Raw genomic sequence first — 21,400 nt, forward strand, 5'->3', positions numbered from 1 at the left:
ATTACCCCGCATCTTTCAGTTCAAAATGGCCGTTTTCCAGATCGACGTCGGTGCGAAAGAGAAACTCCAGCGGATACGGCACGCACCACAGGCGGCCTTTGATTTCGATAGACAGAACGTTGTGCAGATCTAACGAGGAGGTATCGGACACGCAGCGAACCTGAAGCCCCTGGGGCAGGATCCGCGGTTCAAAGTTAATAATCGCTTCGGTGAGCTTGCGCTGAATGTCGTGCCATTCGATATCAGACATTCTTTTCCCCGCCAGCGGCGCGACGCCGAAGTTAACGACGGAACGGCTCACCTGCGTCAGCCCGCTCAGATCGCTGGAGGCATCGTGGTTGATGGTATTAAACAACCACTGTAAATCCCGCAGGACGTTACGACGCAGCGCGGAGTGGGTAATCAGATTGCTGTTGGCGGACTCGCGTTTTTTTTCCGGATCGTTATCCGTCAGGCGATCCAGCAGTGAGGGCTGCATTTTGTCCCGCGCCCCCACCTTCTCCTGCCTGCTGCGGGCCTGCCAGCCGCTGCGCAGCAGATCGCCTTCGCCAGCGGGATTACTCATCCGCACCATCCGCAGCAAACGTCACCAGGCTCAGGGTGAGCAGCGGGCTTTCGCTTTGCTCGCTCAGCCAGGCTTTCTGCCCCATGCCTTCATACAGGACACCGTCGTCGCCGAGCGGGAGCCACTCGGTGGTGCGCCCCAGTCTAACGCTATCGGAAGCGCCGTCAGCAAACGGATAACGCGCCGGGATCTGACACACCTGCTCGGTGCCGTCCGTGAGGCGGACCAGCGCATGACGCCACACCAGATCGGTCACGCTGGCCGGAGCCTGAAAACGGATCGCATCGATGGCGCAGAACGGCACCCAGAAATAGCGGCCATTGACCAGGGTTTCACACACCGGCCCCAGACGGGCATCGCCGTCCATCAGCCATTCAAAGGTGTGGCTCTCTTCATTCTCCAGCGTGACCTGCCCGCGGCTTGCCGGGGCCTGTTCGAGTGCCGCCAGGCGCAGCGTTTGCGCTTGCCCGGCGCGTTCGGTCAGCGCCTGGGCTAACGTCGACAGCCACGGCCACTGCGCCTCGGGCATTGCCGGTCGCGCCTCTCCCGCGAACACGCGCGCCCGCTGCTGTTCACCCTGAATGGCCTGCTCCAGCAGCGTTACGGTTGGTTTTGCCTGCGGCTTCAGCGCCAGCCAGCTCTTCAGCTGGGTCAGGGCGCGCGCCCAGTTGCCGCTGAGGATCAGAAACTGCACAAACGCGGCGCGCAGATCGGCATCCGCCGGACGAGCTTTGATTTCGGCTTCCAGGCGAAGCAGCGCGTCGCTAATCGACTCACCCGCCAGACGTTGATAAAGCGTATTCATAGCCCCCCCTTAATTCGCCGCGCGCCAGGCGCCCACTGCCGGATCGCGCAGCTGCGGACGCAGCGTGTCAATCAGAACAACGTTCAGCTCCGCGCCCGGTGCAACCCATGCGCTCCAGATCTTCTTCACCTCTGCGATACGCGCCTGGAGTCTGGCGTCGTCGCTGGCGATCTCACGGGTGATTTCCACCGCCACCGTGCCGTTGCTCTTCCAGCCGTTCAGAGTGCTGTCGTACGGCAGGATCATCCAGCTCTGGTCGCTGTTCGGGGTGCTGAAGACCATGCGCTCTTTGTTGACGGAGGTGATCAGCGCCTTTTCAGGATCGACCGCGTTGTTCAGTCCCATCACCGGGAAGCCGTGAATGTAGGTGACCGGAATCGCTTTCTGCGTCCCGTTACGATTTTGCGTCACCACGGTGTGGCCGCTGAGCCAGCTACCGTTGCCGCAGCGGGTGGTGTCGGAATCCGGAATAAACAGCGCCGGCGCGGAGGAACCGCCCTCCCAGAAGGTGCGCAGGTGGCAACCGTCCTGAAGGGTGAACTCCTGCCATGGCGTACGATCTGCCGCCACGGTGTGCGTCTCCGGATTCTGGTCAGGCGGCAGCAGCGCGCCTGAGGTGGTGGTCGTTGCCGCCGCCGTTTCCTGCTGTTTCACCACCAGCGCCCAGTCCTGCGCTTTAGCCGCTGTGCCCCGGGCAAGCGTCGTGCCTTCCGGATCGTTAAGCGTCCAGTTCAGGGTATTCAGCTTGCTGCACTGGTGCTCCAGCAGCGAGCCAAGGCGCGGCACGAAGTTTTCCAGCACCGAAACCTCTTTCTTGCCGTTCGCCACGATACGCAGCGCCACGTCCGCCTTACACCAGCTTTGCGGCGTATTGTCTTTAATGTTGTCGATCCAGATATCCAGCTTCTGCGCAGGAGACTGCACGATGCGGAAGTTTTCAGCCTGTGCGGTGGTCGCCACCGTCAGAAGAGCCAAACCCGATAGCCAAAGTTTCATATCAATCCTTGTGTGTCTAATCAGTTCCGCAGGGAAGAAATTGTGCTGCGTCAGAGAGCGTATGCAGCAAAGTGGTGTCCTGAGGGTTGCCCATCCACACCGCCACGGCGGTATAGTTATCCTGAGCATTGCCCTCCTGTTCGGCATTCTTTTGAATGATTTGGTTCATTAAGGTCAGCCACTCCTGTGGCGTATTGACCATGTGCAGCGACTGCTTCATCTGCTCTTCGCTGACGCCGTGCCAGAAACCGTCGGTGCAGAGCAGGAAGGCATCACCGTCCTCAACCTGCACGACATCGCTGTAGCTCGCTTCCGGTCCGCCATTCTCAATACCCAGCGCCAGATACAGCAGGTTGCTGTTGAGATCGTCGGTCTGATGCCCGGCTTCTTTCATCTGCTGGACGAGGCTGTGATCGGTGGTGACATGCCACAGCCAGCCGCGGCGAAACAGGTACAGGCGGCTGTCTCCGGCGTGCGCCCAGTAAGCCAGACGGTAATCCCTGTCGATAAACAGGCTGACCAGCGTGGTGCCCATGCGGCGATAGTCCTGCACGGCCTGTTGTTCGCTGAGGATGGTGCGGTTCGCCGTTTGGACGTAGTCACGAATATGCTGCGCATTCAGGTGCTTGTCGCCGTCAAAGCGGGAAATAATGCTGTTGCGGGCCAGCTCAGCGGCCACCTCGCCGCCCGGCAGGCCCGCGATGCCGTCACAGACGACAAAGCAGGCTGAACGTTCCCCGATGGTTTCTCCCGTCTGATCCTGGTTGCTGGCGCGCGTCCCCTGGCGGGAGAGAGAAGCCGTTGCGATATTCATTTTTCTTCCGATCCGCTTTGTGAGTCTTTGTACTGATTGACCTCCATGTCATAGGCATGGAGGAAGGCTTCGCCAAACAGGGTATGGAAGTCGTCCTCGATCTCGCCCGCCGTCTCGCCATAGCTGCGAACGAAATAATCCCACAGCGCGGCTTTACGGCTGCCCGGCAGCGCCAGGCGTGACGTCATCCCGTTCTGCTTCGCCTGCTCTTCCAGCTGTTCCGGATTAAAGGATTGCAGCATGGCGGCGATAATGGCGCGGATACCGGAGATCATCCCCAGCTGGTGCGCCTGGAGATCGATTAGCGCATCACGCACCGATTTGGTCGGCGGCATAAAGCCCGGCATCGGCGTGCCGAACATCTGGATCAGCACCGTTTTCCCGGTCGGCAACAGTTTGAACGGGTTGTTCGCATCGTCGAGCACCATGGTCATATCGGCTTTCACCCCACGCTTGAGGATGGAGCGCGAGGAGAGCAGCGCCACGGTCCCCTGCGAGAACATGCCCAGGATCTGCCCCAGCTGACGCATATTTTCCCGGTCGAATTGCGGTACCGGCTGCATTTCGCTCAGGCCCATGCCCTCCAGCAGCGCCTCCAGCAGTTCGCCCTGAAGCACCTCGCCCCGCTCGCCGGTCTGCGCGGAGGCAGCAGGCGAAGCAGCGTTTTTAACCGGGTCGATACGCAGGCGGCCTTTAGGCGCCTGCGCGTTGCTGCGCGCCACGGCCTGCGGCGTTGGCATGGTGAAGCCAGCGTAATCGGGACGCGCGGGCTCTTCTTCCGCGCGCGGCGCATCCTGTGGTTCAGTCGGTTCCGGATCGAACAGCGGTGAGCTGGCCAGCGCATCCTCTTCCTGTGCGGCTTGCGGTTCAGGCTTTGGCTCCGGCTTATCGGCCACGATTTCATCCGGATGGGTTAACGGCGCGCCACCCATCAGGCCGAGGGGGTCATCGTGACGCGCGGCAGGTGCGCTCGCCGACCCGCCAAACAGGGCTAACGGATCAAGTTCGTCCGACGCCTCTTCCTTTGGCTGGGCAGGTTTGCTTTCGTCCGGCTGTACCAGCGTTGAAGGGGTGACATCGTCAAAGATGCTCTCTTTTTTAAACAACGCTTCATCGCTGAACAGCGTGTCCGGGTCAACGTTTTTACGTTCAAGCGACGGTTCGGCGTCGTTAAACATTGCCAGCGGATCTTCGGCATTCCGCTCCGGGGCCGCAGGCTGAGAGAACGGATCGTGGGATGCCGCGGGCTGTAGTTTTGCCCGGTTGCTGGAGATGCTGTCGGAGATGGAAAACTCCTGCATCAGGCTGTCCCAGATTTCCGACGGCACGGCCGTAGGTTCAGCTTTTCCGCGAGGCGCGGCGCTGGCCGGTTTCGGTTGTGGCGCCGGAGCAGGTGTCGCCGCTGGGCGCGCCTGCTGCATGCTGGCCGCCATGCGGCTTACGGGCTGGGTGTCATGAATGAGTTCGCTGACTTCAATGCGATAATCATCAATACCGAGAATATCCCCATCCTGAAGCTCAACCTGACGCCCACGCTCCAGCGGGATATCATTCAGTACCACGCGGGTAACGCTGCCGCGGTTCGTGACGCGGCATTCGCCACTGGCGTCGACGTGAACGATGGCCTGCAAACGCGAGATAGTGCGGTCATTGTCCGGCAGCACCAGATTGTTATCCGTACCGCGCCCAATGGTGCCGCCCGGGGCATAAAAATCACAGCTGCTTTGCGGCGGCTGATGACCGGGTTTCGTAGAAATAATCGTGAATCGCATGGCGTATTCCTGCTGGTATGATTAGCGCTCAAACGCTGCCGCTCTCGGGGGTGAAAACGGCGGGGTTTGGGGGTTATGGGCTGATTAAAATTATTTGACTACATTCAGGAAAATAATGCCAATAAGCAGCCATAGCGTGAAAAGAAAGGCCTGAGCTTTATAGCGTCGATGCAGTTTTAATATCCAGCCGATTCTCTCTTCCGGTAATGCCTGAACGAATTTATAGGCATCGTCCTGAACATTTCTGTCTTTGGTAAATTTCATCTTCACGCCTTTGCGAAGACGAACAAACCAGATTATTTTATGATAATTAGCCAGTGAACCAAAAAACGATGCATAATTTGTTATCAGGTCGATATCATAGCCTTTTTGGCGATATTCAGAGAGGAGCCACTTATAATCTGACTCGTGTTTTTTAAAAAACCGAGAACTGTAAACATCCATGATTACAACGTTAATAAATAAAAGCACAAGAAACAATAACGTTATATTTGCCAGGCATAAAGATGACATGCTTTTAGGGTCCTGTAGCAATCAATAAGAACAATAGAAGCATCAAAAAGACAACAAAAAGTGTCATCCTGTAAAACATTTTTATCCATGAGAAATCGTATATCGATGATACTAATGCCTCTGCCTCCGGAGGGAGATTTTTTTTGCTATTTTGCTTTGTGGCTTTTCCAGCCAAAATCCTTTTCATAAGGAACACACGATGCGCAAATCCGGGAAGACCAAGTTGTTCATAAAAAAGATAATCGTTTACATCTAAATATTGCTTATCACTCAAAATATGAAATGATTTTGATAGCTCCAGGGAATATTTACGATAAAAATAAAAATAAAAACACAAAGAAGCAAACAGTCCTAAAAAAACCAATAAAAGCAATATTAAACGCAAATCTCCATACATTTATTCGTCCCCAGAAAAAATCAAGTTACTAATCCCTTCACCCAATTCAGCCCCTCCTTTAGTACCCATCCAGGCTCCCGCAGAAGTAGCGCCTAGTCCTACAACAATTCCACACACAAGGGCACCAGTACCCATCGTAGGTATTCCCATTGCACCGCAAAGAGCGCCAGTACCTAAAGACGCAGCCCAGGCTCCTCCCGCAGCACCAAGCGTACCTCCACCAAACTTACTATATTCAGTAACAGCAACTTTTCCACATTCATCTTCACGATCGACAGTACAGGCTTTATAAACATCATTAGAAGTATTCAAAAAAGAGAAACCTAGTGAGATCCAGCCCCCTGCTTTCATAATACTAGCCGCGCGAGAAGAGCGTACAATATAATCTGAATATCCAGGGATCGCGCCGACACCAACCGTACTCCATTCATGGACGATAGAGCGGCTTGATAAGTTCAATGCTTTTTTAATATTTTCGTAGGTTTGAATCTTAAGTGTTAGCTTGCTTAGGTTATTTAATAAAGGTTTTAGCTGAGAGAATAACACCCTTCTTTCCATATAAAACTGCTGACCAATTAAAGAACCTTGGGATATAAACTGATTCTGATAAGTCCTCTCAATTTTAATGAGTATATTTTCAATTTGCCTGAAATATTTCTCACCTAAATCACCAGCATTCCCAGCTAGTTTATCACCTAAGGAAGTCAATGCGGAAATATTGTCATAATTAGCGTGGAGATACTCTGCAACCGATGTGTTTAATGATGCCAGCGCATGGTTAATTTTCTGTTTTGCCCTGGAAAGAATACTCAGTTGCGATGACTGATTCGTGTTGTCTGGGTCAGCCACGATGAGTAACTGCCCTGGTTTTAACCAAGGTGTGTCATTGTTTATTTGCATAAAGTATCTAGCGGCTTCGCTATTTACATTATTAAACAATAATCGAGCTTGATAATCTAAAGTTCCAGGATGTTGGACCACACAGTAGCCCGGGCTAACGGTTGAACGATGTGTCATATTTAAACCCTTTAATCAACACACATAGTTGTCCAGAGTTTGCAGTGGTGAATTGTTTAATTATTTTATAATTAAATAAACATTCAAACGCCGATGCACTCTCGAAAACACCGAGGTTTGAAAATTATATCATTCACTTGCCGTTAAAAGTAACTCGCAACTTATACCTTTCTTTAATATTAACCGTGCAGCATATCGAATAGCAGTTTTTTCATTGACAATCTTCAATACAACATCATACTCACTTTTGCGCCAGTCAACCTCATTCAGACGAATACACTCCTCTGTAATCAGATATGCATTGCTGGAAGTTGGTCATGAGAATTAATAGTTTTCCATTGATTACCAACGCGTTTCATTACAGATGGTGCGAAAACTGATACAGGCCCATTAAAATTTGCATCCAGTCTGATATCAAAACAAGGGATTTTGTTTTTTTAACGTAACAGAAAGTTTCTTATACTGTGCAGGTGGTGAAATGCAAGCACTACAGGCTAATGCGATTAATATTACGCTTAACTCTCTAATCATCATTCATCTGCAACATATTTGGAACCAATCATCATGACCGGGGAGGTTCCCCGGTCATGGATGAACAATTACGCTTCTTTGTTCTCTTTGATGTTCCAGCCAGCGCTGCTTTCAGCACCTTTACCACCGGCAGTGGTCTGCTCCCAGTACTGCTGTTTCACTTTCGCAGCTTGGAATGCATAGGTCACGCCAACGGTATCGCCGTTGTCGGCACCGGTGTACTGAACGGAAGTCACGAGAACGTCTTCCAGGGTGATGCGGGTATATTCAACCTGCTGACCACCCGCCTTGCAGACGGACAGTTCAACTTTGGTCAGGTGCTTACCGCTTGCGCAGTGTTTCAGGATTGCTGTAGTGGATTTGTCGATCAGAGCGTTAACGTGCAGATCGTTAAAGTTAACTTTACCGGCACCGCCGCCGCCACCAACGCTCATATTACCCGGCTGGGACGCGCCCCAGGAGAAGGAGGTAATATCAGTCCAGCCGGTGTGGTTAGAATCTTTAGATTCGCCCGTAACACCCTCGACCTTCAGAAACATATCAATAGCCATAATATCTACTCTTCGTGGATGAACAATATTGCTTTCGAAAAAGCCCTTATATGGCAAACAGGAAAGCATGGGGCTGAATAAAACCGTCCATATTTTACCTCTGCCTCATATCAAACGACCCGTGTCATTTGACAGTCTTACATTCCCCCTGAATGAACGGAAAGAATGTGAAGTCTTTTACTACTGCGGATTATCCTGAATCCAGGTACGATCAGGATCGCCAATGATGAGCTGCGGAACCAGTTTATTCAGTTCGTCGCTATGATAAAGACGTAGACAATTTAAGGTTACGCCTTTTACATCAGGTTTGCGCTCCGAGTGGAAACCATTAATTTGGTTTTTATACTTCCCAATAATGGCGTTAACTTTGTCAGTACCGTTTTCAGCATCAAACGGTATCCATTCAATAAATGCACTCGCACTGCGGGCCGCATCAGCAGAAAATTGACTGCCTTTATCTGCTACCTGCGCAAGGCAGCGCGCCAGGACAAAATCTTTAACCACCTGCCGGTATGTTTGCTGCTGATAAAAATCAACGTAAGGGTTGTCACCGCGAGCAGAAAAAGATAAGCAAGTGAGCAAAAGAAATACGGTCTTTAAACACCTGAATATAATTATTTTAATTCCCAAAACCAGATTTCCTGACAGTACGGAAAGCAATCGGAGTTACATATAAAAGAATTATTACTCAGAGGCTCGATAAGGTCGATATGACCACCGCCATACCCATCAATTTTATTGAAGAAAACAACACCTTTTCGGCCCAACATTGAGCGTGCACCAGCCTCGCGGTCTTTAAAGATTTCTGCCTTGCCAAACACATGGGATTTATAAAGCTGATCGGCAAGTAATTTTGCGCCAGGCTCGATTGTTTTTCCCTTATAGGGACCGGTCTTTATGGGTAAACGCCCTGTAAATTCAACATTGCATTTTAACAATGCCAGGCTCATTCTTACCGCACAGGTATTTTCGTATGCCGGTTGTTGCTTGATAATCGTCGAATAATCGTAGCCAATTTCTGAAAAAACCTGTTCACCCGAGGCAAAACCCGCGCGGGTATGATTTGAAGAGTAATGCTGACGTTTAAGTTGTTCGTATAATGGTCTCATTTGTCACTCTCCTTTTTTGCACGGGCGTAATTCTTTCATGCCGTCAATGATGATTTTTGAAGCGCGCTCCTCGCCTTGCTGTTTCGATAAGTTCGCAAAACGAGAATAGAGAAACTCATGTATTGTATTTGGCAAAAAAGGCCTGCCCTTGCACCATGCAGTGCCCTCAGACGCGTCGACTACGCCGAGAAGATACATATTTGCCTTAATGCGTTCACGTTCATTCGTTTTCGACAGCCAGGCTTTAGCAAAACGCTCTGCACTCAGATTTAAATCGTACCCTGTTAACAGCGTCGGATCGCGTTGGAAGTTCGATGTGTCATCCTGAGGCAATGCTTCCGCTTGAGGGTATTTGTAATTTCCAGCGTCAGCGCTTGCGAGAGTAGAAACTGCCAGCAAACTGGTCGCGATCACAAGTATATGTTTCACCGTCTATCCTTATTCACTGACAGAAATAAGCTAAGCTCTTCCGCTCAGATGGCCGGCCCCTTCGGGCCGGCAATCGTCATTACGCGTCCTTCGTCTTCAGCGACGGCAGTTTAGATACCAGACGCAGGGAAACGGTCAGACCTTCCAGCTGGTAGTGCGGACGCAGGAAGAACTTCGCGGCGTAGTAGCCAGGGTTGTCTTCAATTTCCTGCACCTGCACTTCCGCCGCCGCCAGCGGTTTGCGGGACTTGGTTTCCTGGGAGGAGTTCGCCGGGTCACCGTCGACGTAGTTCATCACCCAGTCGTTCAGCCAGCGTTCCATCTCTTCGCGCTCGCGGAAGGAGCCGATTTTGTCGCGCACGATGCACTTCAGGTAGTGAGCAAAACGACAGCAGGCGAACAGGTAAGGCAGACGGGAGGCCAGGCGCGCGTTAGCGGTGGCATCCGGGTCGTGGTACTCGGCCGGTTTTTGCAGGGACTGCGCGCCGATGAAGGCGGCGAAGTCGGAGTTTTTGCGGTGAACCAGCGGCATAAAGCCGTTTTTCGCCAGTTCCGCTTCACGGCGATCGCTGATGGCGATCTCGGTCGGGCACTTCATGTCCACGCCGCCGTCATCGCTCGGGAAGGTGTGGCACGGCAGGTTTTCCACCGCCCCGCCGGATTCGACGCCGCGAATCGAGGTGCACCAGCCGTACTCTTTAAAGGAGCGGTTGATGTTGGCCGCCATCGCATAGGCCGCGTTCGCCCAGGAGTAGCTGTTGTGGTTCGCGCCGTCGGTCTGCTCTTCAAAATCAAAGCTGTCGACCGGGTTGGTGCGAATGCCGTACGGCAGGCGCGACAGGAAGCGCGGCATCACCAGGCCCAGATAGCGGGCATCTTCCGATTCACGCAGTGAACGCCAGGCGGCGTATTCGGTGTTCTGGAAGATTTTGGTCAGATCGCGCGGGTTAGCCAGTTCCTGCCAGGACTCCATCTGCATCACGCCCGGTGCGGTACCGGTGATGAACGGACAGTGGGCCGCGGAGCCAATGCGCGCCATCTCGCCCAGCAGCTCAACGTCCTGCGGGCTGTGGTCGAAGTAGTAGTCGCCTACGATGCAGCCAAACGGCTCGCCACCGAACTGGCCGTACTCCTGCTCGTAGATTTTTTTGAAGATCGGGCTCTGGTCCCAGCCCACGCCCTTGTAGCGCTTCAGGGTGCGGCCCAGCTCCTGCTTGGAGATGCTCATAAAGCGGATCTTCAGCATCTCGTCGGTTTCGGTATTGTTCACCAGGTAGCTCAGGCCGCGCCAGGCGCTTTCCAGCTTCTGGAACTCCTCGTGGTGAATGATCTGGTTCACCTGCTGCGAAAGCTGCTCGTCAATACCGGCAATCAGGTTCTGAATGGTGCGGTAGGTATCGTTTGAGAAGGTCACGGTGTTTTCCAGCGCCTGCTGCGCCAGGGTTTTAACCGCGCTTTCTACGGCAGAGCGCGCCTGATCGGTTTTCGGGCGGAACTCTTTATTCAGCAGCGCGCTGAACTCGTCCTGGCTGAACGCCTGGCCCGCCTGCTGATCGTGTTGTTGAGTCTGGTTGCTCATCGATTATTCCTCGCTACCTTTCGCACTTTCGTCATTTTTTGGCATCTGGCTCAGGGATTTGAGCAGCGTCGGATCCTGAAGGATTTTTGCAATCAGCTCTTCCGCGCCGTTTTTGCCGTCCATGTAGGTCAGCAGGTTGGAGAGCTGGGTACGGGCTTCCAGCAGCTTGTTCAGCGGCTCTACTTTACGGGCCACCGCGTCCGGCAGGAAGTCGTCCATGCTGTCAAAGGTCAGATCGACGTTGAGCTTACCTTCGCCGGTCAGGGTGTTATCCACCTGGAACGCCACGCGCGGCTTCAGCGCCTTCATGCGTTCGTCGAAGTTGTCGATGTCGATTTCCAGGAACTTACGCTCGTCGACGGCTGGCAGGTTTTCCACCGGCTTGCCAACCAGATCGGCCATAACGCCCATCACAAACGGCAGCTGAATTTTGCGTTCTGCACCGTAGATCTCTACGTCGTATTCGATCTGCACGCGGGGAGCACGGTTGCGTGCGATGAATTTCTGTCCACTGTTACTCATTGCCATGATGTTCTCCATCAAAGATGCGCGGTGAAGGTGAAACGGCAGACTCCATGCCTGTCGTCATAATGCCAGGACGCGTCATTCGCGGCGTCCAAAGATGTTTTCCAGTTGGTTAACGCCGTCTGGCGCCAGGTCGCGAATAATGTCCATAAAGTTGAGTTCAGACAGCCGCTGCACCCGTTCAATCATCAGCGGTGCGGGATGGCTGGGTTCGTACTGCGCAAAGTACTGTTTCGCTTTTTCCAGCATTAGCTGCGCGTCGGCGCGGCTGGTCACCTGCACGCTGCGCCAGTCGGTGACCGGCTGAACGGGCTGCGCTGCCGCAGGCTGCGGCTCAGCGTGCTGTTCAGCCTGCGCGTCACGGTTCGGCAGCAGCTTACTGATGTCGGTCACCTGACACGCGCTGGCGACCAGCCCGACGGTTTTCAGCAGCTGTTCCATCTCCGGTACGCCACTTTCCCCGAGATAGCCGGTAAGCAGTTCGCGGATGGCCAGCAGGCGTTCGTTGATCACGATTACCGCTTCGGTGCCGGGCTGATCGCCCCGGGCCAGCTCATCGATCAGTCGTGGACGCCCGCCCGGATAATCCGGACACTCGGTTTTACTGCCGTCAAGCAGCGCCTGGGCGTCACGGAGCGAAATCTCATCGCCGTTTGAGCGGAGCAGTGAGGCGTTACGTACCGCGACCGTCAGGTCAGATTTATCACTCAGCCCGGCGAGGGCGTTGATGCGGTAGAACGGATCGGTTTCGCCATACTCTTCCAGCAGCGGGTAAAGCTGCTCCCAGTAACGGGACAGGGCTTCCTGCACCAGCAGTAGCCCGTCGGCGTAACCTGCCAGCCCGCGACGACGTGTCCAGGCATGGGTTAACGCCAGCATGACGCGAAGATCTTTGGTGCGTCCCAGTAGGCTGGTGGCGAGTTTTTCCACCGTGTTCCAGTCGGCAGGCTCTGCCGGAATGATGGTGTCGCCAAACTGCTGCTCGGCTTTGCCCTGACTGGCCTGCCCCATGGCCTGGAAATCAGCGTCGTACTCCAGGTTTTCACCGCAGGGGTTGTCGGGGCTTATCGGCGCGAGAAATTCATCGATATTCATAAGATCCCTGCTTATTCAAACATAGGCGGGTAAAGACCGTGGCGGCCCGGACGGGCGCCGCCTGCCGGATCGAACAGCAGCGTAAAGAGCTGCCCGGTGAAGTTTCCGCTGTGGACGTGGGTGTACAGCGGATAGCCGTCGCAGCGGTTTGTCCACCAGTAGCTGGTCTGGCGCAGCGGATCAAAACACTCCGCCGCCTGCGGCCAGCCCAGCGTGCTCTGACCCTCGTCGTCATAGCCAATCACGTCGAGAATGTCGGAGCGCTTTTGCGGCTCAACCGGCTGGGGCGCCGGGATGGTCATCAGCATTTCATCCAGCTGGGAGGCAGAATAGCTGTTACGCACCGCGTGCAGCCCCAGACGACCAAGCTGCTGGTACCAGCTCTCAGCCTGCCCGAGCAGGCGGGATGACCACTCGGCGGGAGTGAAACTCAGTTGCAGGCATACCGGATAGTGGCGGCCTACGCTGTCACGGCCCGGCAGCAGGCAGCCCATCTGAATCATCTGGCTACCGAGCATCGGCGGGACGACAAAGTTCCACACCGGGGCTTTAGAAAACGGGCGCTCGCCGCTGCGCTGCTCTTCCTGTTGCCAGGCCAGCAGGCCGACCTGGAACCAGTGCGACCACTGGCGTTGCAGGGTATCCGGAAAGCGACGCTGCAAAAAATCTCCGGCGCTGGGTAATTTGCCATACCAGCTATAACGGTTCATCGCAGGGGTATTCGTCATACGGCTGTCCTTGCGGTTATGGGCATGAGAAACGGGGAAGCTGGAACGGGTTGCGGATGCTGTTCGGGGCAAACTCCAGCGTGACCTGATGTCCGTCGACGTTGAACGTGGCCTGACGGCTCAGGCTACCCGCGCCAGGGCTGGTGCGCGCCTTGTCGAAAAAGCGGTTGAGTGCCCAGGAACCGTTAGTCACCAGCGTTGCGGTGCTGCCATTGGCCAGACCGAGCTGCATACGCACCTGGTTCGTCCCGCCCGGCCCCGGCCAGGTCATGATCTGCACCGCCTGCGGACCGTGGCTGTAGCGCAGCAGTTGGCCGTCCACGTCCAGCGTCAGGTTCAGAATGGTGTTGTCCATCCGCACGGTGCGCACCGTCACCTTAAAGGATGGCGTGGTCGCGCCGTTGGCGAAAAAGGCATCGCGGACAGACTGCGCCTGCTGGAACGGACGCAGCAGCCCTTCACTGCCCGGCAGCGTTTTACCGTCAATGCCCGGCATAAAGCGCCAGTTCGCCTGGGTGGTGTCCACCTTGTTGGTCAGGTTGTCGCGAAAGAAGGTGTCCATCAGCCCGGTGCCCGGCGCGAACATGCGGGCAAGATCGTCCGGCGTCACTTCGGTGCTGGCGCTACGCACCAGCGGGTAACGCCCGGCAATCGCCTGACGGCAGAACCCGCCCACTTCCACGTTGATGCGCTTACGCACGTTCTCCAGATCGCGACGCTGGGTATCGCTGCTGGCGCCCACGGCCATATTACTGAACATGGTTTGCAGCCCGCCCGGCAGACGGCCCGCGCTGGCTTGCAGGCGGCTGATGGCATCGCCGCCCGGCGCGGGCATACCGCTGTTTGCTGCATCCTGAACGGCTGTCAGGTAGCGATAAAGCTCGTCAACCTGCTTGAGAAAATCATCAAAGACGATGGTCTTACCGCCCTTCTCCAGCGGCTGCGCCAGCTCAATCATCGGCGCATAGTGGTCGGTCACCAGTTGCTCAGGCGCCTGCGTCACAACCGCGCCCTGCGTCGGGGCATTGTCACCGTTGCTGAACAGCGCTTCCAGCGTACGGGTGGCGCGGTTGCTTTGGTCTTCCGCTTTCTGCGCATCTTCCGGGGCAGGCGCAGTGCGCGACAGGGTCAGCACCTTGCTCAGGTTAAGTACCAGACGGCGCAGCGGCGAGTTGGTGCCTGAAAGCAGGCGCGCGGTGTTGATGCGCTGGGAAAGATCGGCGCTGTTGTTGAGCTGTATGTCCGCGAGAAAGCGATCCCAGTTGACGATAAAGTCGCGCATGTAGAGCTGGCGCACGGCGTTATCGATCTGCTGTTTATCTTCCTGGGCGGTGGCTGCTCCCAGCACCCAGGCATCATCTTCGTGCAGGGCGGTGGTCACGCTGTCGATCTGGTCGTTAAAACTCTTCCAGTAGCCGTCCGGCGTATAGAGCCCCGGCACGCCCTCACTCACCGGCTTGCCGCTCTTACGGGAAAACACCAGCTCGCTCTGCGGGCCGCCGAGATCTGAAAGCGAAACCGGCTTCAGGTTCTCATCATGCTCCAGCAAACGTTTCAGGCGTCCGTACACGCGGGTGGAGAGCGGCTGCTGTTTGATGAGCGCCCTTTCACGGGCCACCAGATCCTCATCCTGCGCATACGGTGAAGCCTGAATTTTTGGCTCCAGCAGCTGGGTCAGGTGCCATTCCAGCTCCTGAAGCTGCGCCTGCGTCACGTTCTGCGGCAGGTTGCGTTGCAGGTTGAGCATTACCCACGAGTGCAGGAATTTGCCGTCATAGTGCTTCGGCTGGTAGAGCATCTGATAGGCTTTCAGCGCCTCATAGCTGTATTCCACGTCGCTGCCGTTGTCGTTGCGCAGCCAGGTGGTAATGTGCATCGCCACGGCAGGCAGCAGCATCTGATCCAGCGCCTTCTGATACAGAGACTGCGAGGCATCGCTGACGTCATCCCCGCGATAAAGCCCCATGCGGCGGGAAACCGGCGGGTCGTTAACGTCGAAGGCATCGCTTTTCGGCAGATCCACCAGGCTGTTAAGCAGCGGCAGAAGCGCAAACAGATCGCGCTGGGGCTGGTTTTGCAGCGCCTTGCTCTGCTGCTCCAGCATCGGCACTTTTGCGTCCACTTCTTCCAGATAGGCTTTATTTTTAGCGTAGCTGGTCAGCCACAGGCCACCCAGGATCACCAGCAGAGCCAGCAGCGCCGCGTAGCCGGACCACATCACGGCGCGGTTGCGAAGCTCCCACCAGCGGTTTTCCCCGGCGATACCCGCTTCCTGGAAAATCACGTTTTGCAGCAGGTTCTTAATGAAGAAGCTTTGACCCTTCGCGCCCGGTATCGGCGCCTCTTTGCTCACCGAATCCCAGCGCGTGCTTTCCTCCCCTTCAGGTAAGGAGAGCGCGCGGTTCAGCTCGCCCATCACGCGGTCAAACGGCATCCCTTCCTGGGTGCCGCTGGCGAAGTAGATGCCGCGCGGCGAAAATTCGGTTTCGAAGTTTGAGCGGGCAAAGACCGTGCTCAGGTAGTCTGCCAGCAGCGGACGCAGCGCGGCGAACTCCTGCGGGAAGAGATAGGCTTCCGCACGGGTTTTGGCGTCATGCTCTTTGAGCATGGTTTCCGGAAGGCCAGCATCCAGACGCTGTTGCAGCAGGGAAAATTCCTGCTGGAAGTTGCCCATCAGATCGTAATCGGCGTGTTTGGTCTGCTCCCACGGCAGCGTAAAGCCCCAGATCTGGTCGCGCTGGGCTTTGTCGTAATCCGCAAACCAGGCGCGGAAGCCTTTAAGCAGGTCCGCTTTGGTCACCATCACATAAACCGGGAAGCGAATACCCAGCTGTTCATGCAGCTCGGAGAGACGCTGGCGCAGGTTGACCGCCTGCTGTCGGGAGGCCTCAGCGGACTGCGAAAGCAGGTCGGAAATACTGATAGTAATAATCACGCCGTTGATGGGCTGGCGACGGCGGTATTTACGCAGCAGGTTGATAAATTCCAGCCACTCCCCGGCGTCCTGAACCTGCTCACTCTCCTGAGTGGTATAGCGCCCCGCGGTATCCAGCAGAACCGCCTCGTTGGTAAACCACCAGTCACAGTTGCGCGTGCCGCCAATGCCGCGCAGCGCGGTTTTACCGAAGCGATCCGCCAGCGGGAATTGCAGCCCGGAGTTGGCCAGCGCGGTGGTTTTACCGGAACCCGGCGCGCCAATAATGACGTACCACGGCAGCTGATAGAGGTATTGCGTGCTGAAGCGCTGCGTCCACTGTGCGCCATGTCCCGCTTTGCTGAAGTGGGCTTTTTTCAGCATCTGGGCGGCTTCATCGAAACGCCCGGCAAGGATCTGCTCCTCGCTGTTCAGACGTTTCTGCGGATCGGCCGCCTCCGGGCTGGTGGTATTTTCGTTGAGCTTGTCCATCAGCTTACGGTTCAGCCAGGCGTTATACAGCCGTGGCAGAATATGGCTCTGGGCCCAAATCAGGTAGACCACCGCAATGCTGATGACGCGGTTCTGCTCTGATTCAAGCGGGCGGGTATCTACGATGGACAACAGCGGGCCAATCATCCAGATGACCGCCGCGAGCGCCGTTACGCCCAGGAAGCTCCACAGAATGCGATTGGTCAGTATAGAAAGTAGAGTAGTCAGCATCCTTAGTTTCCTTGCGGCAATCCGTTCAGCTCGGCCTGGGTATTGTCAGGCGATACCAGCAGCGTAATTTCCACGCGGCGGTTACGGGCGCGATTTTCAGGCGTGGTGTTAGGCGCTACCGGGTTGATCTCACCCCGCCCTTCGGCTTTGACGCGCTCAGGCTGCGAGAGGCTACCCTGGAGCTGTTTTTGCACCGAACGGGCGCGCTCAAGCGAGAGTTCATAGTTGGAGGCGAAGCGTGCGCTGCGGATCGGCACGTTGTCGCTGTACCCCACCACCAGAATTTTGCCGCTGACGTTATTCATCGCCTGGGCGATGCGGTCGATGACCGGCTCATAGCGATCGCGCACCACCGTTGAGGCCGAGGCAAAGAGTCCGTCCCCTTTCAGGATCACCACGCTGCGATCCGCCTCATCCTTAACGGCCACCAGACCGGCATCAATTTCCGGTTTCAGGAAGCCGCGCAGGTTCAGCACTGCCGGCAGCTGACGCGCAGGCTGCTGGATCGTGGTTTCCGGCAGTTGGGACTGGTAAATTTTCGCCAGTACCGGGCTGGTGTTATCACCCAGACGCCAGTTCAGCACGATATAAAACAGGCAGGCGATAAAACCGACCAGCGCCACGCACGCCCAGAGTGGGATCATCGGCCGCCAGAGCTTGCGCAGAACGGGGCGATCTTCCGGGTGCGGCGAGAGCGGCGGCGGGTAGCTGCCGCGCACGCCACGGATCATCTGCCACAGGCGCTGTTTGATGGTTTCAAGCTGGGTCCGGCCATTGTCCAGCACGCGGTAGCGGCCTTCAAAGCCGAGCAGCAGACAGTAGTTGATCATCTCCAGCAGCAGAATGTGTTCGCGCGGATTCTGCGACAGACGCGCCAGCAGCTGGAAAAACTTCTCGCCGCCCCAGGTTTCGTTATGAAACGTCACCAGCAGACCATTGCTTGACCAGACGCCGCTGCTTCCCCAGGGAGTCAGCGCGGCGGCTTCGTCCAGCGCCGTGCAGAGGCAGTAGCGCGCGCCGACAATCACTTCATACGGTAAGCCCGCCTGCTGGCATCGCACCTCGAAACGGCGAATTTCGTCAATCAGGCGCTGGCGCAGCCCGACCTGATCGTCGTGGGAAACCGAATGACGGATTTGCGGAATCGCATTGAGCAGCGGATTGGCGGCCGCCACCAGCTGATTGTTCCCACTGGCTCCGGTAAACACGGCATCACTGCCGGTATCCTGTCGTTCCTGCATATTAAGCGCTCGCTTTATTATTCTGTCGGGCTACGGATGGCCCAGAACTCCATATCGAGACCCGGGAATTCCCCTGCGAGATGCAGCGCGAATGCCCCGGACTTGTCCATCTCGTGCCACAGTTCGCTGCCCCTTTCGAGTTCGAAATAGCTGTAGCCTGCATGCCACGGGATCTGCGGCGGCGCGACGGGCATTGCCCGAAGCATGATGCCCGGCAGCTGAAGCTGAACCAGATCGCGGATTTTCGAGACTGGCGCAACCTTCATCTGGGCAGGAAAATGGGTTTGCAGGTGTTCGCCGGGGACATTGGCTTTTACCGCCAGCACGAAGCCAAATTCGCGGACCATGCTGGTCTCCGGCACGGTGGCGATGTTCAGACCGTGGGAGCGTTCGTGCAGCGGCAGCTGGATGGCATGATCTTCCATCACCAGCGACAGTCCCTGACGCAGCATCAGCATCAGTTTGCTGAAGCAAACGGCGAGATCGTCATGGTCGTATACCGGCAGTATGCTCTCTGCGGTACGCTGCGGCGTCCAGGTGGCGAGCTCCGTGGCAAACGGCAGCCAGCTGCGCCAGAGCGCTTCCGGATGAAGCAGCGGCAGCGTTTTTAAATGTGAGACATCGCCAATGTGGCGGTTGATCAGCGAGAGAAGCGTGAACTCAACCATCTCAGACGTATTGAAACGCCCCGGCTGACGCAGGCGGCCGCCGATCTGCTGGCTACGCTGCACCAGCAAGCCGTGCAGGTCATTGATCATGCCGTACAGCTGCGGGCTGTTATTGGCGTTCAGCATTGGCGGGATGTAGCTGTTATCCAGCCGCACGTGGTTGTCGTTACGCTTTTCAGCGACGTACGCCACGCCGATGGCGGTCCATTCTGCCGTCAGATCTTTCTCCAGCATCAGGGTCAGACGCAGGCGGCCAAACTGAACCGTCGCCTCCCCGACCGACATCGCGTTGTCGTCTTCCACCTCTTGTTCAAAGGTAATAAAACGCGCCAGAGAAGACTGCTCCTCGCTGAAAATCACCTCTTCACGGCCACCGCGACGAACCGGCAGCGCAAGCACCACCTTTTCATTGGTGAGATTATCGGGGATTTTTAGCGGAGCCGGACCGTTGCGGTCGCTGCGCACCTGGAAAAAGGTGCCGTCAGGCAGCAAACCGCTACAGTAGCTGAGGGCAATACAGCCCTGGCGAAGCATCGCTTCATCCAGCTCAAGGTCGAGAAAGCCCCAGAGATACGAACGCTGCAAGGCCCCCCACTCACGAACGTGGTTGAGGAGGTAACTTTCTGTCCGCTGAAAATGGTGGGGACGCAGGAACATGCCCTCGGTCCAGACGACCTTTTCTGCTTTCGTCATGATGATCTCTTTCCTGTTATGAAGGGCGTTACTGGCTGATGACCCGGATACCATTTACGTCAAGGAAGACGCTGGCCTGGAGTTCATCTGCGGACCATTTCCAGAACTGGTAAATCGCGTTTTCGCCGGGAACAGGCAAAGGAAGTGAGACGCGCCATTTTTTGCCGTCCAGCGCCTGGTATTCCGCCATCACGCCGATATAACGCGCTTCCGGTGAGCTTTGCCCGCTCAGGGTTTTCGAAAGCTGGCCCGGCATCAGGAAGAACACATCGCTGTTCAGCAGATTCGCGCCAAGCGTGGCTGACGCGTTGTTCTGTAAGGAGTAGAAGTCACTGGACATGAAATCCGCATCGGATTTCAGCAGCAACACTCTGACCTTAAGCGGCGCAGAATCATTGATTTGAGGATGAGCCTGAAACTGAAGATTGTAGCGGGAGGGGTCGCTGTGTGAAGACGACGTACAACCACCGATCAGCGCGAAAATCAACGCAAAAAAAGGGAACCACATCCGATGAAAATTTTTATTATTCATAAAAATATGCTCGTGAAACCCGTTTAGTTCAGGATCCAGGTACCGTTCGCGCTGTCTTTGCAGGCTTTGCTGTTGCCATCGACATCAACACAGGTGGTTTTCTTACGCGCTTTCGGGCGCAGTGCCTGTTTACGCACGGTGGCTTCGTACTGGTCAGCCTTGATCACGGCACGCATCGGCACATAACCAATCAGCTGTTCACTCCCTTCATCGGCCAGCGCCATCCAGAAATGTTCAACCTGCCCCAGCACGACGTAAGTTTTGCCGGTCTCAAGCGTACGGATCACTTTTCCACCGTAGTCAGGACGGCTCATCAGGGATGCCGGGTACATGGCACGATACGGTTCATTCACTTGAGTGAACTCCGCCGGAGGGGTAACAGCGTGACGGTGCGTCAGCGTGATGCCATTCACCTGGCTGGTCACAATCGTATCATCGGTGATCGCTGGTTTTTGCGGCGCCTTACAGCCCGCCACCGCCATAACAAACAGAAGTGATAACAATACACGCAGTTTCATATGCTTTTCCGTAGCGATATTTAGAGGATGAAGAGAGGGGGATAAAATTTGACTTAGGTGCTATTGTTAAAATAGTCGGGATATTTTCAGCAGGTAACTATTTTAAGGCATAGCTACCGCACGAACCCAACAGAAATGGGCCCAGCATGCTCCTGACATATTTTGACAAACGGTAGACAAGTTTACATGAGCTTGTCATCAATTCAATATTTCTTGCCTGCTTAATGGCGTTTAATGATACGCCCAATGCATTATAGGATTAATCTCATAAAAAATGCGCACTTAGCTGAAATCGTCTTTTTCTTAGACGAATTTCTAGCGTAACTGTATGAAAATTAATGGCTAAAAAGGCAAAAGAGAACCACTATCATTAACGTAACCCCTTATTATCGCCACTACCATAATTAGTAGAATTTCATTTTTTCTGTGCGCTGTGGGATATATCTGGGATATTTTCATTGTTGCATCTGGAAGATAACTTTTATTGGGTGCGAGCGTCCCGCATTAACAAATGACGGTGAAGAAAATGGCAGGGATTTAATTTCGCGATCCGAAATAACCTAGCCGAAATTATCCTCCGAGGTTATTTTTTGAGCCTTAATAATTAAGCATGGCTACATCTTTTTGTTCTCTTATTGTTCAGAACACTTCATTGCAGCCCATAAACTGGGGGTTTCAGCGGCAG

The 21,400-nt window shown here is 55.2% G+C and carries 21 protein-coding genes; all 21 read right to left on the minus strand.

The features are described 5' to 3' along the window. Position 1: 1 nt before the first annotated feature. The 21 genes from tssE to ACOTZD_RS00955 all read right to left on the minus strand — a co-directional run bounded on the left by tssE (position 2) and on the right by ACOTZD_RS00955 (position 20,715). Positions 2-565, minus strand: a complete 564-nt coding sequence (gene tssE, locus ACOTZD_RS00855) for a type VI secretion system baseplate subunit TssE (RefSeq protein WP_063869205.1) — start codon at positions 563-565, stop codon at positions 2-4. After that, complete coding sequence (locus ACOTZD_RS00860; RefSeq protein ID WP_174401955.1) at positions 558-1,370, minus strand: type VI secretion system accessory protein TagJ; 813 nt, start codon at positions 1,368-1,370, stop codon at positions 558-560. The genes tssE and ACOTZD_RS00860 overlap by 8 nt, the downstream gene beginning before the upstream one ends. Before the next feature lie 9 nt (positions 1,371-1,379). Then, positions 1,380-2,366: a hypothetical protein gene (locus tag ACOTZD_RS00865; protein WP_022651409.1), complete on the minus strand. Its 987-nt coding sequence runs from the start codon at positions 2,364-2,366 to the stop codon at positions 1,380-1,382. Between the two features lie 16 nt (positions 2,367-2,382). After that, positions 2,383-3,180 (minus strand): PP2C family protein-serine/threonine phosphatase, encoded by a 798-nt coding sequence (locus ACOTZD_RS00870; protein WP_174401956.1) that lies wholly within the window; start codon positions 3,178-3,180, stop codon positions 2,383-2,385. Further along, positions 3,177-4,952, minus strand: coding sequence for a type VI secretion system-associated FHA domain protein TagH (gene tagH, locus ACOTZD_RS00875; protein WP_174401957.1), 1,776 nt, complete (start codon positions 4,950-4,952; stop codon positions 3,177-3,179). Before tagH ends, ACOTZD_RS00870 begins: the two co-directional genes overlap by 4 nt. Before the next feature lie 90 nt (positions 4,953-5,042). Then, positions 5,043-5,396 carry a hypothetical protein gene (locus tag ACOTZD_RS00880; protein ID WP_225622224.1) on the minus strand — a complete coding sequence of 118 codons (354 nt, stop codon included), beginning with the start codon at positions 5,394-5,396 and terminating at the stop codon, positions 5,043-5,045. Positions 5,397-5,469: 73 nt separating this feature from the next. Beyond that, complete coding sequence (locus ACOTZD_RS00885) at positions 5,470-5,862, minus strand: hypothetical protein (RefSeq protein ID WP_032628301.1); 393 nt, start codon at positions 5,860-5,862, stop codon at positions 5,470-5,472. Continuing rightward, positions 5,863-6,879 carry a hypothetical protein gene (locus ACOTZD_RS00890; protein ID WP_022651412.1) on the minus strand — a complete coding sequence of 339 codons (1,017 nt, stop codon included), beginning with the start codon at positions 6,877-6,879 and terminating at the stop codon, positions 5,863-5,865. It abuts the gene before it with no gap. A 599-nt stretch (positions 6,880-7,478) separates the two neighbouring features. Next, complete coding sequence (locus ACOTZD_RS00895) at positions 7,479-7,961, minus strand: Hcp family type VI secretion system effector (RefSeq protein ID WP_014884229.1); 483 nt, start codon at positions 7,959-7,961, stop codon at positions 7,479-7,481. 180 nt (positions 7,962-8,141) lie between these two features. Continuing rightward, a complete protein-coding gene (locus tag ACOTZD_RS00900) occupies positions 8,142-8,591 on the minus strand; it encodes a T6SS amidase immunity protein Tai4 family protein (RefSeq protein ID WP_022651413.1) in 450 nt (149 codons plus the stop codon). Then, the gene (locus ACOTZD_RS00905; RefSeq protein WP_022648411.1) at positions 8,576-9,070 is read right to left on the minus strand and encodes a T6SS effector amidase Tae4 family protein; all 495 of its coding nucleotides are present in this window, start codon (positions 9,068-9,070) and stop codon (positions 8,576-8,578) included. The genes ACOTZD_RS00900 and ACOTZD_RS00905 overlap by 16 nt, the downstream gene beginning before the upstream one ends. A 3-nt stretch (positions 9,071-9,073) precedes the next feature. Then, complete coding sequence (locus tag ACOTZD_RS00910; protein ID WP_022651414.1) at positions 9,074-9,499, minus strand: Rap1a/Tai family immunity protein; 426 nt, start codon at positions 9,497-9,499, stop codon at positions 9,074-9,076. 79 nt (positions 9,500-9,578) lie between these two features. Beyond that, on the minus strand, positions 9,579-11,078 hold the full coding sequence (tssC, locus tag ACOTZD_RS00915; RefSeq protein WP_006810956.1) for a type VI secretion system contractile sheath large subunit: 1,500 nt from the start codon (positions 11,076-11,078) through the stop codon (positions 9,579-9,581). Between the two features lie 3 nt (positions 11,079-11,081). Further along, positions 11,082-11,606, minus strand: coding sequence for a type VI secretion system contractile sheath small subunit (gene tssB / locus ACOTZD_RS00920; RefSeq protein ID WP_022648413.1), 525 nt, complete (start codon positions 11,604-11,606; stop codon positions 11,082-11,084). A gap of 75 nt (positions 11,607-11,681) precedes the next feature. After that, positions 11,682-12,698 (minus strand): type VI secretion system protein TssA, encoded by a 1,017-nt coding sequence (tssA, locus tag ACOTZD_RS00925; RefSeq protein ID WP_003859964.1) that lies wholly within the window; start codon positions 12,696-12,698, stop codon positions 11,682-11,684. Positions 12,699-12,709: 11 nt separating this feature from the next. Beyond that, a complete protein-coding gene (tagF, locus tag ACOTZD_RS00930; RefSeq protein WP_006810959.1) occupies positions 12,710-13,426 on the minus strand; it encodes a type VI secretion system-associated protein TagF in 717 nt (238 codons plus the stop codon). A gap of 16 nt (positions 13,427-13,442) precedes the next feature. Further along, on the minus strand, positions 13,443-17,063 hold the full coding sequence (gene tssM, locus ACOTZD_RS00935) for a type VI secretion system membrane subunit TssM (protein WP_058648322.1): 3,621 nt from the start codon (positions 17,061-17,063) through the stop codon (positions 13,443-13,445). A 2-nt stretch (positions 17,064-17,065) separates the two neighbouring features. Beyond that, positions 17,066-18,304 carry a DotU family type VI secretion system protein gene (locus tag ACOTZD_RS00940; RefSeq protein WP_003859963.1) on the minus strand — a complete coding sequence of 413 codons (1,239 nt, stop codon included), beginning with the start codon at positions 18,302-18,304 and terminating at the stop codon, positions 17,066-17,068. Positions 18,305-18,321: 17 nt separating this feature from the next. Further along, the gene (gene tssK / locus ACOTZD_RS00945; RefSeq protein WP_174401959.1) at positions 18,322-19,665 is read right to left on the minus strand and encodes a type VI secretion system baseplate subunit TssK; all 1,344 of its coding nucleotides are present in this window, start codon (positions 19,663-19,665) and stop codon (positions 18,322-18,324) included. A 28-nt stretch (positions 19,666-19,693) separates the two neighbouring features. Continuing rightward, positions 19,694-20,197, minus strand: coding sequence for a type VI secretion system lipoprotein TssJ (tssJ, locus tag ACOTZD_RS00950; RefSeq protein WP_015570327.1), 504 nt, complete (start codon positions 20,195-20,197; stop codon positions 19,694-19,696). Between the two features lie 23 nt (positions 20,198-20,220). Continuing rightward, a complete protein-coding gene (locus tag ACOTZD_RS00955; RefSeq protein ID WP_006810964.1) occupies positions 20,221-20,715 on the minus strand; it encodes a hypothetical protein in 495 nt (164 codons plus the stop codon). Positions 20,716-21,400: the final 685 nt, after the last annotated feature.

Source organism: Enterobacter cloacae complex sp. SHL022, assembly GCF_049237785.1.
Classification (GTDB): domain Bacteria; phylum Pseudomonadota; class Gammaproteobacteria; order Enterobacterales; family Enterobacteriaceae; genus Enterobacter; species Enterobacter hormaechei_C.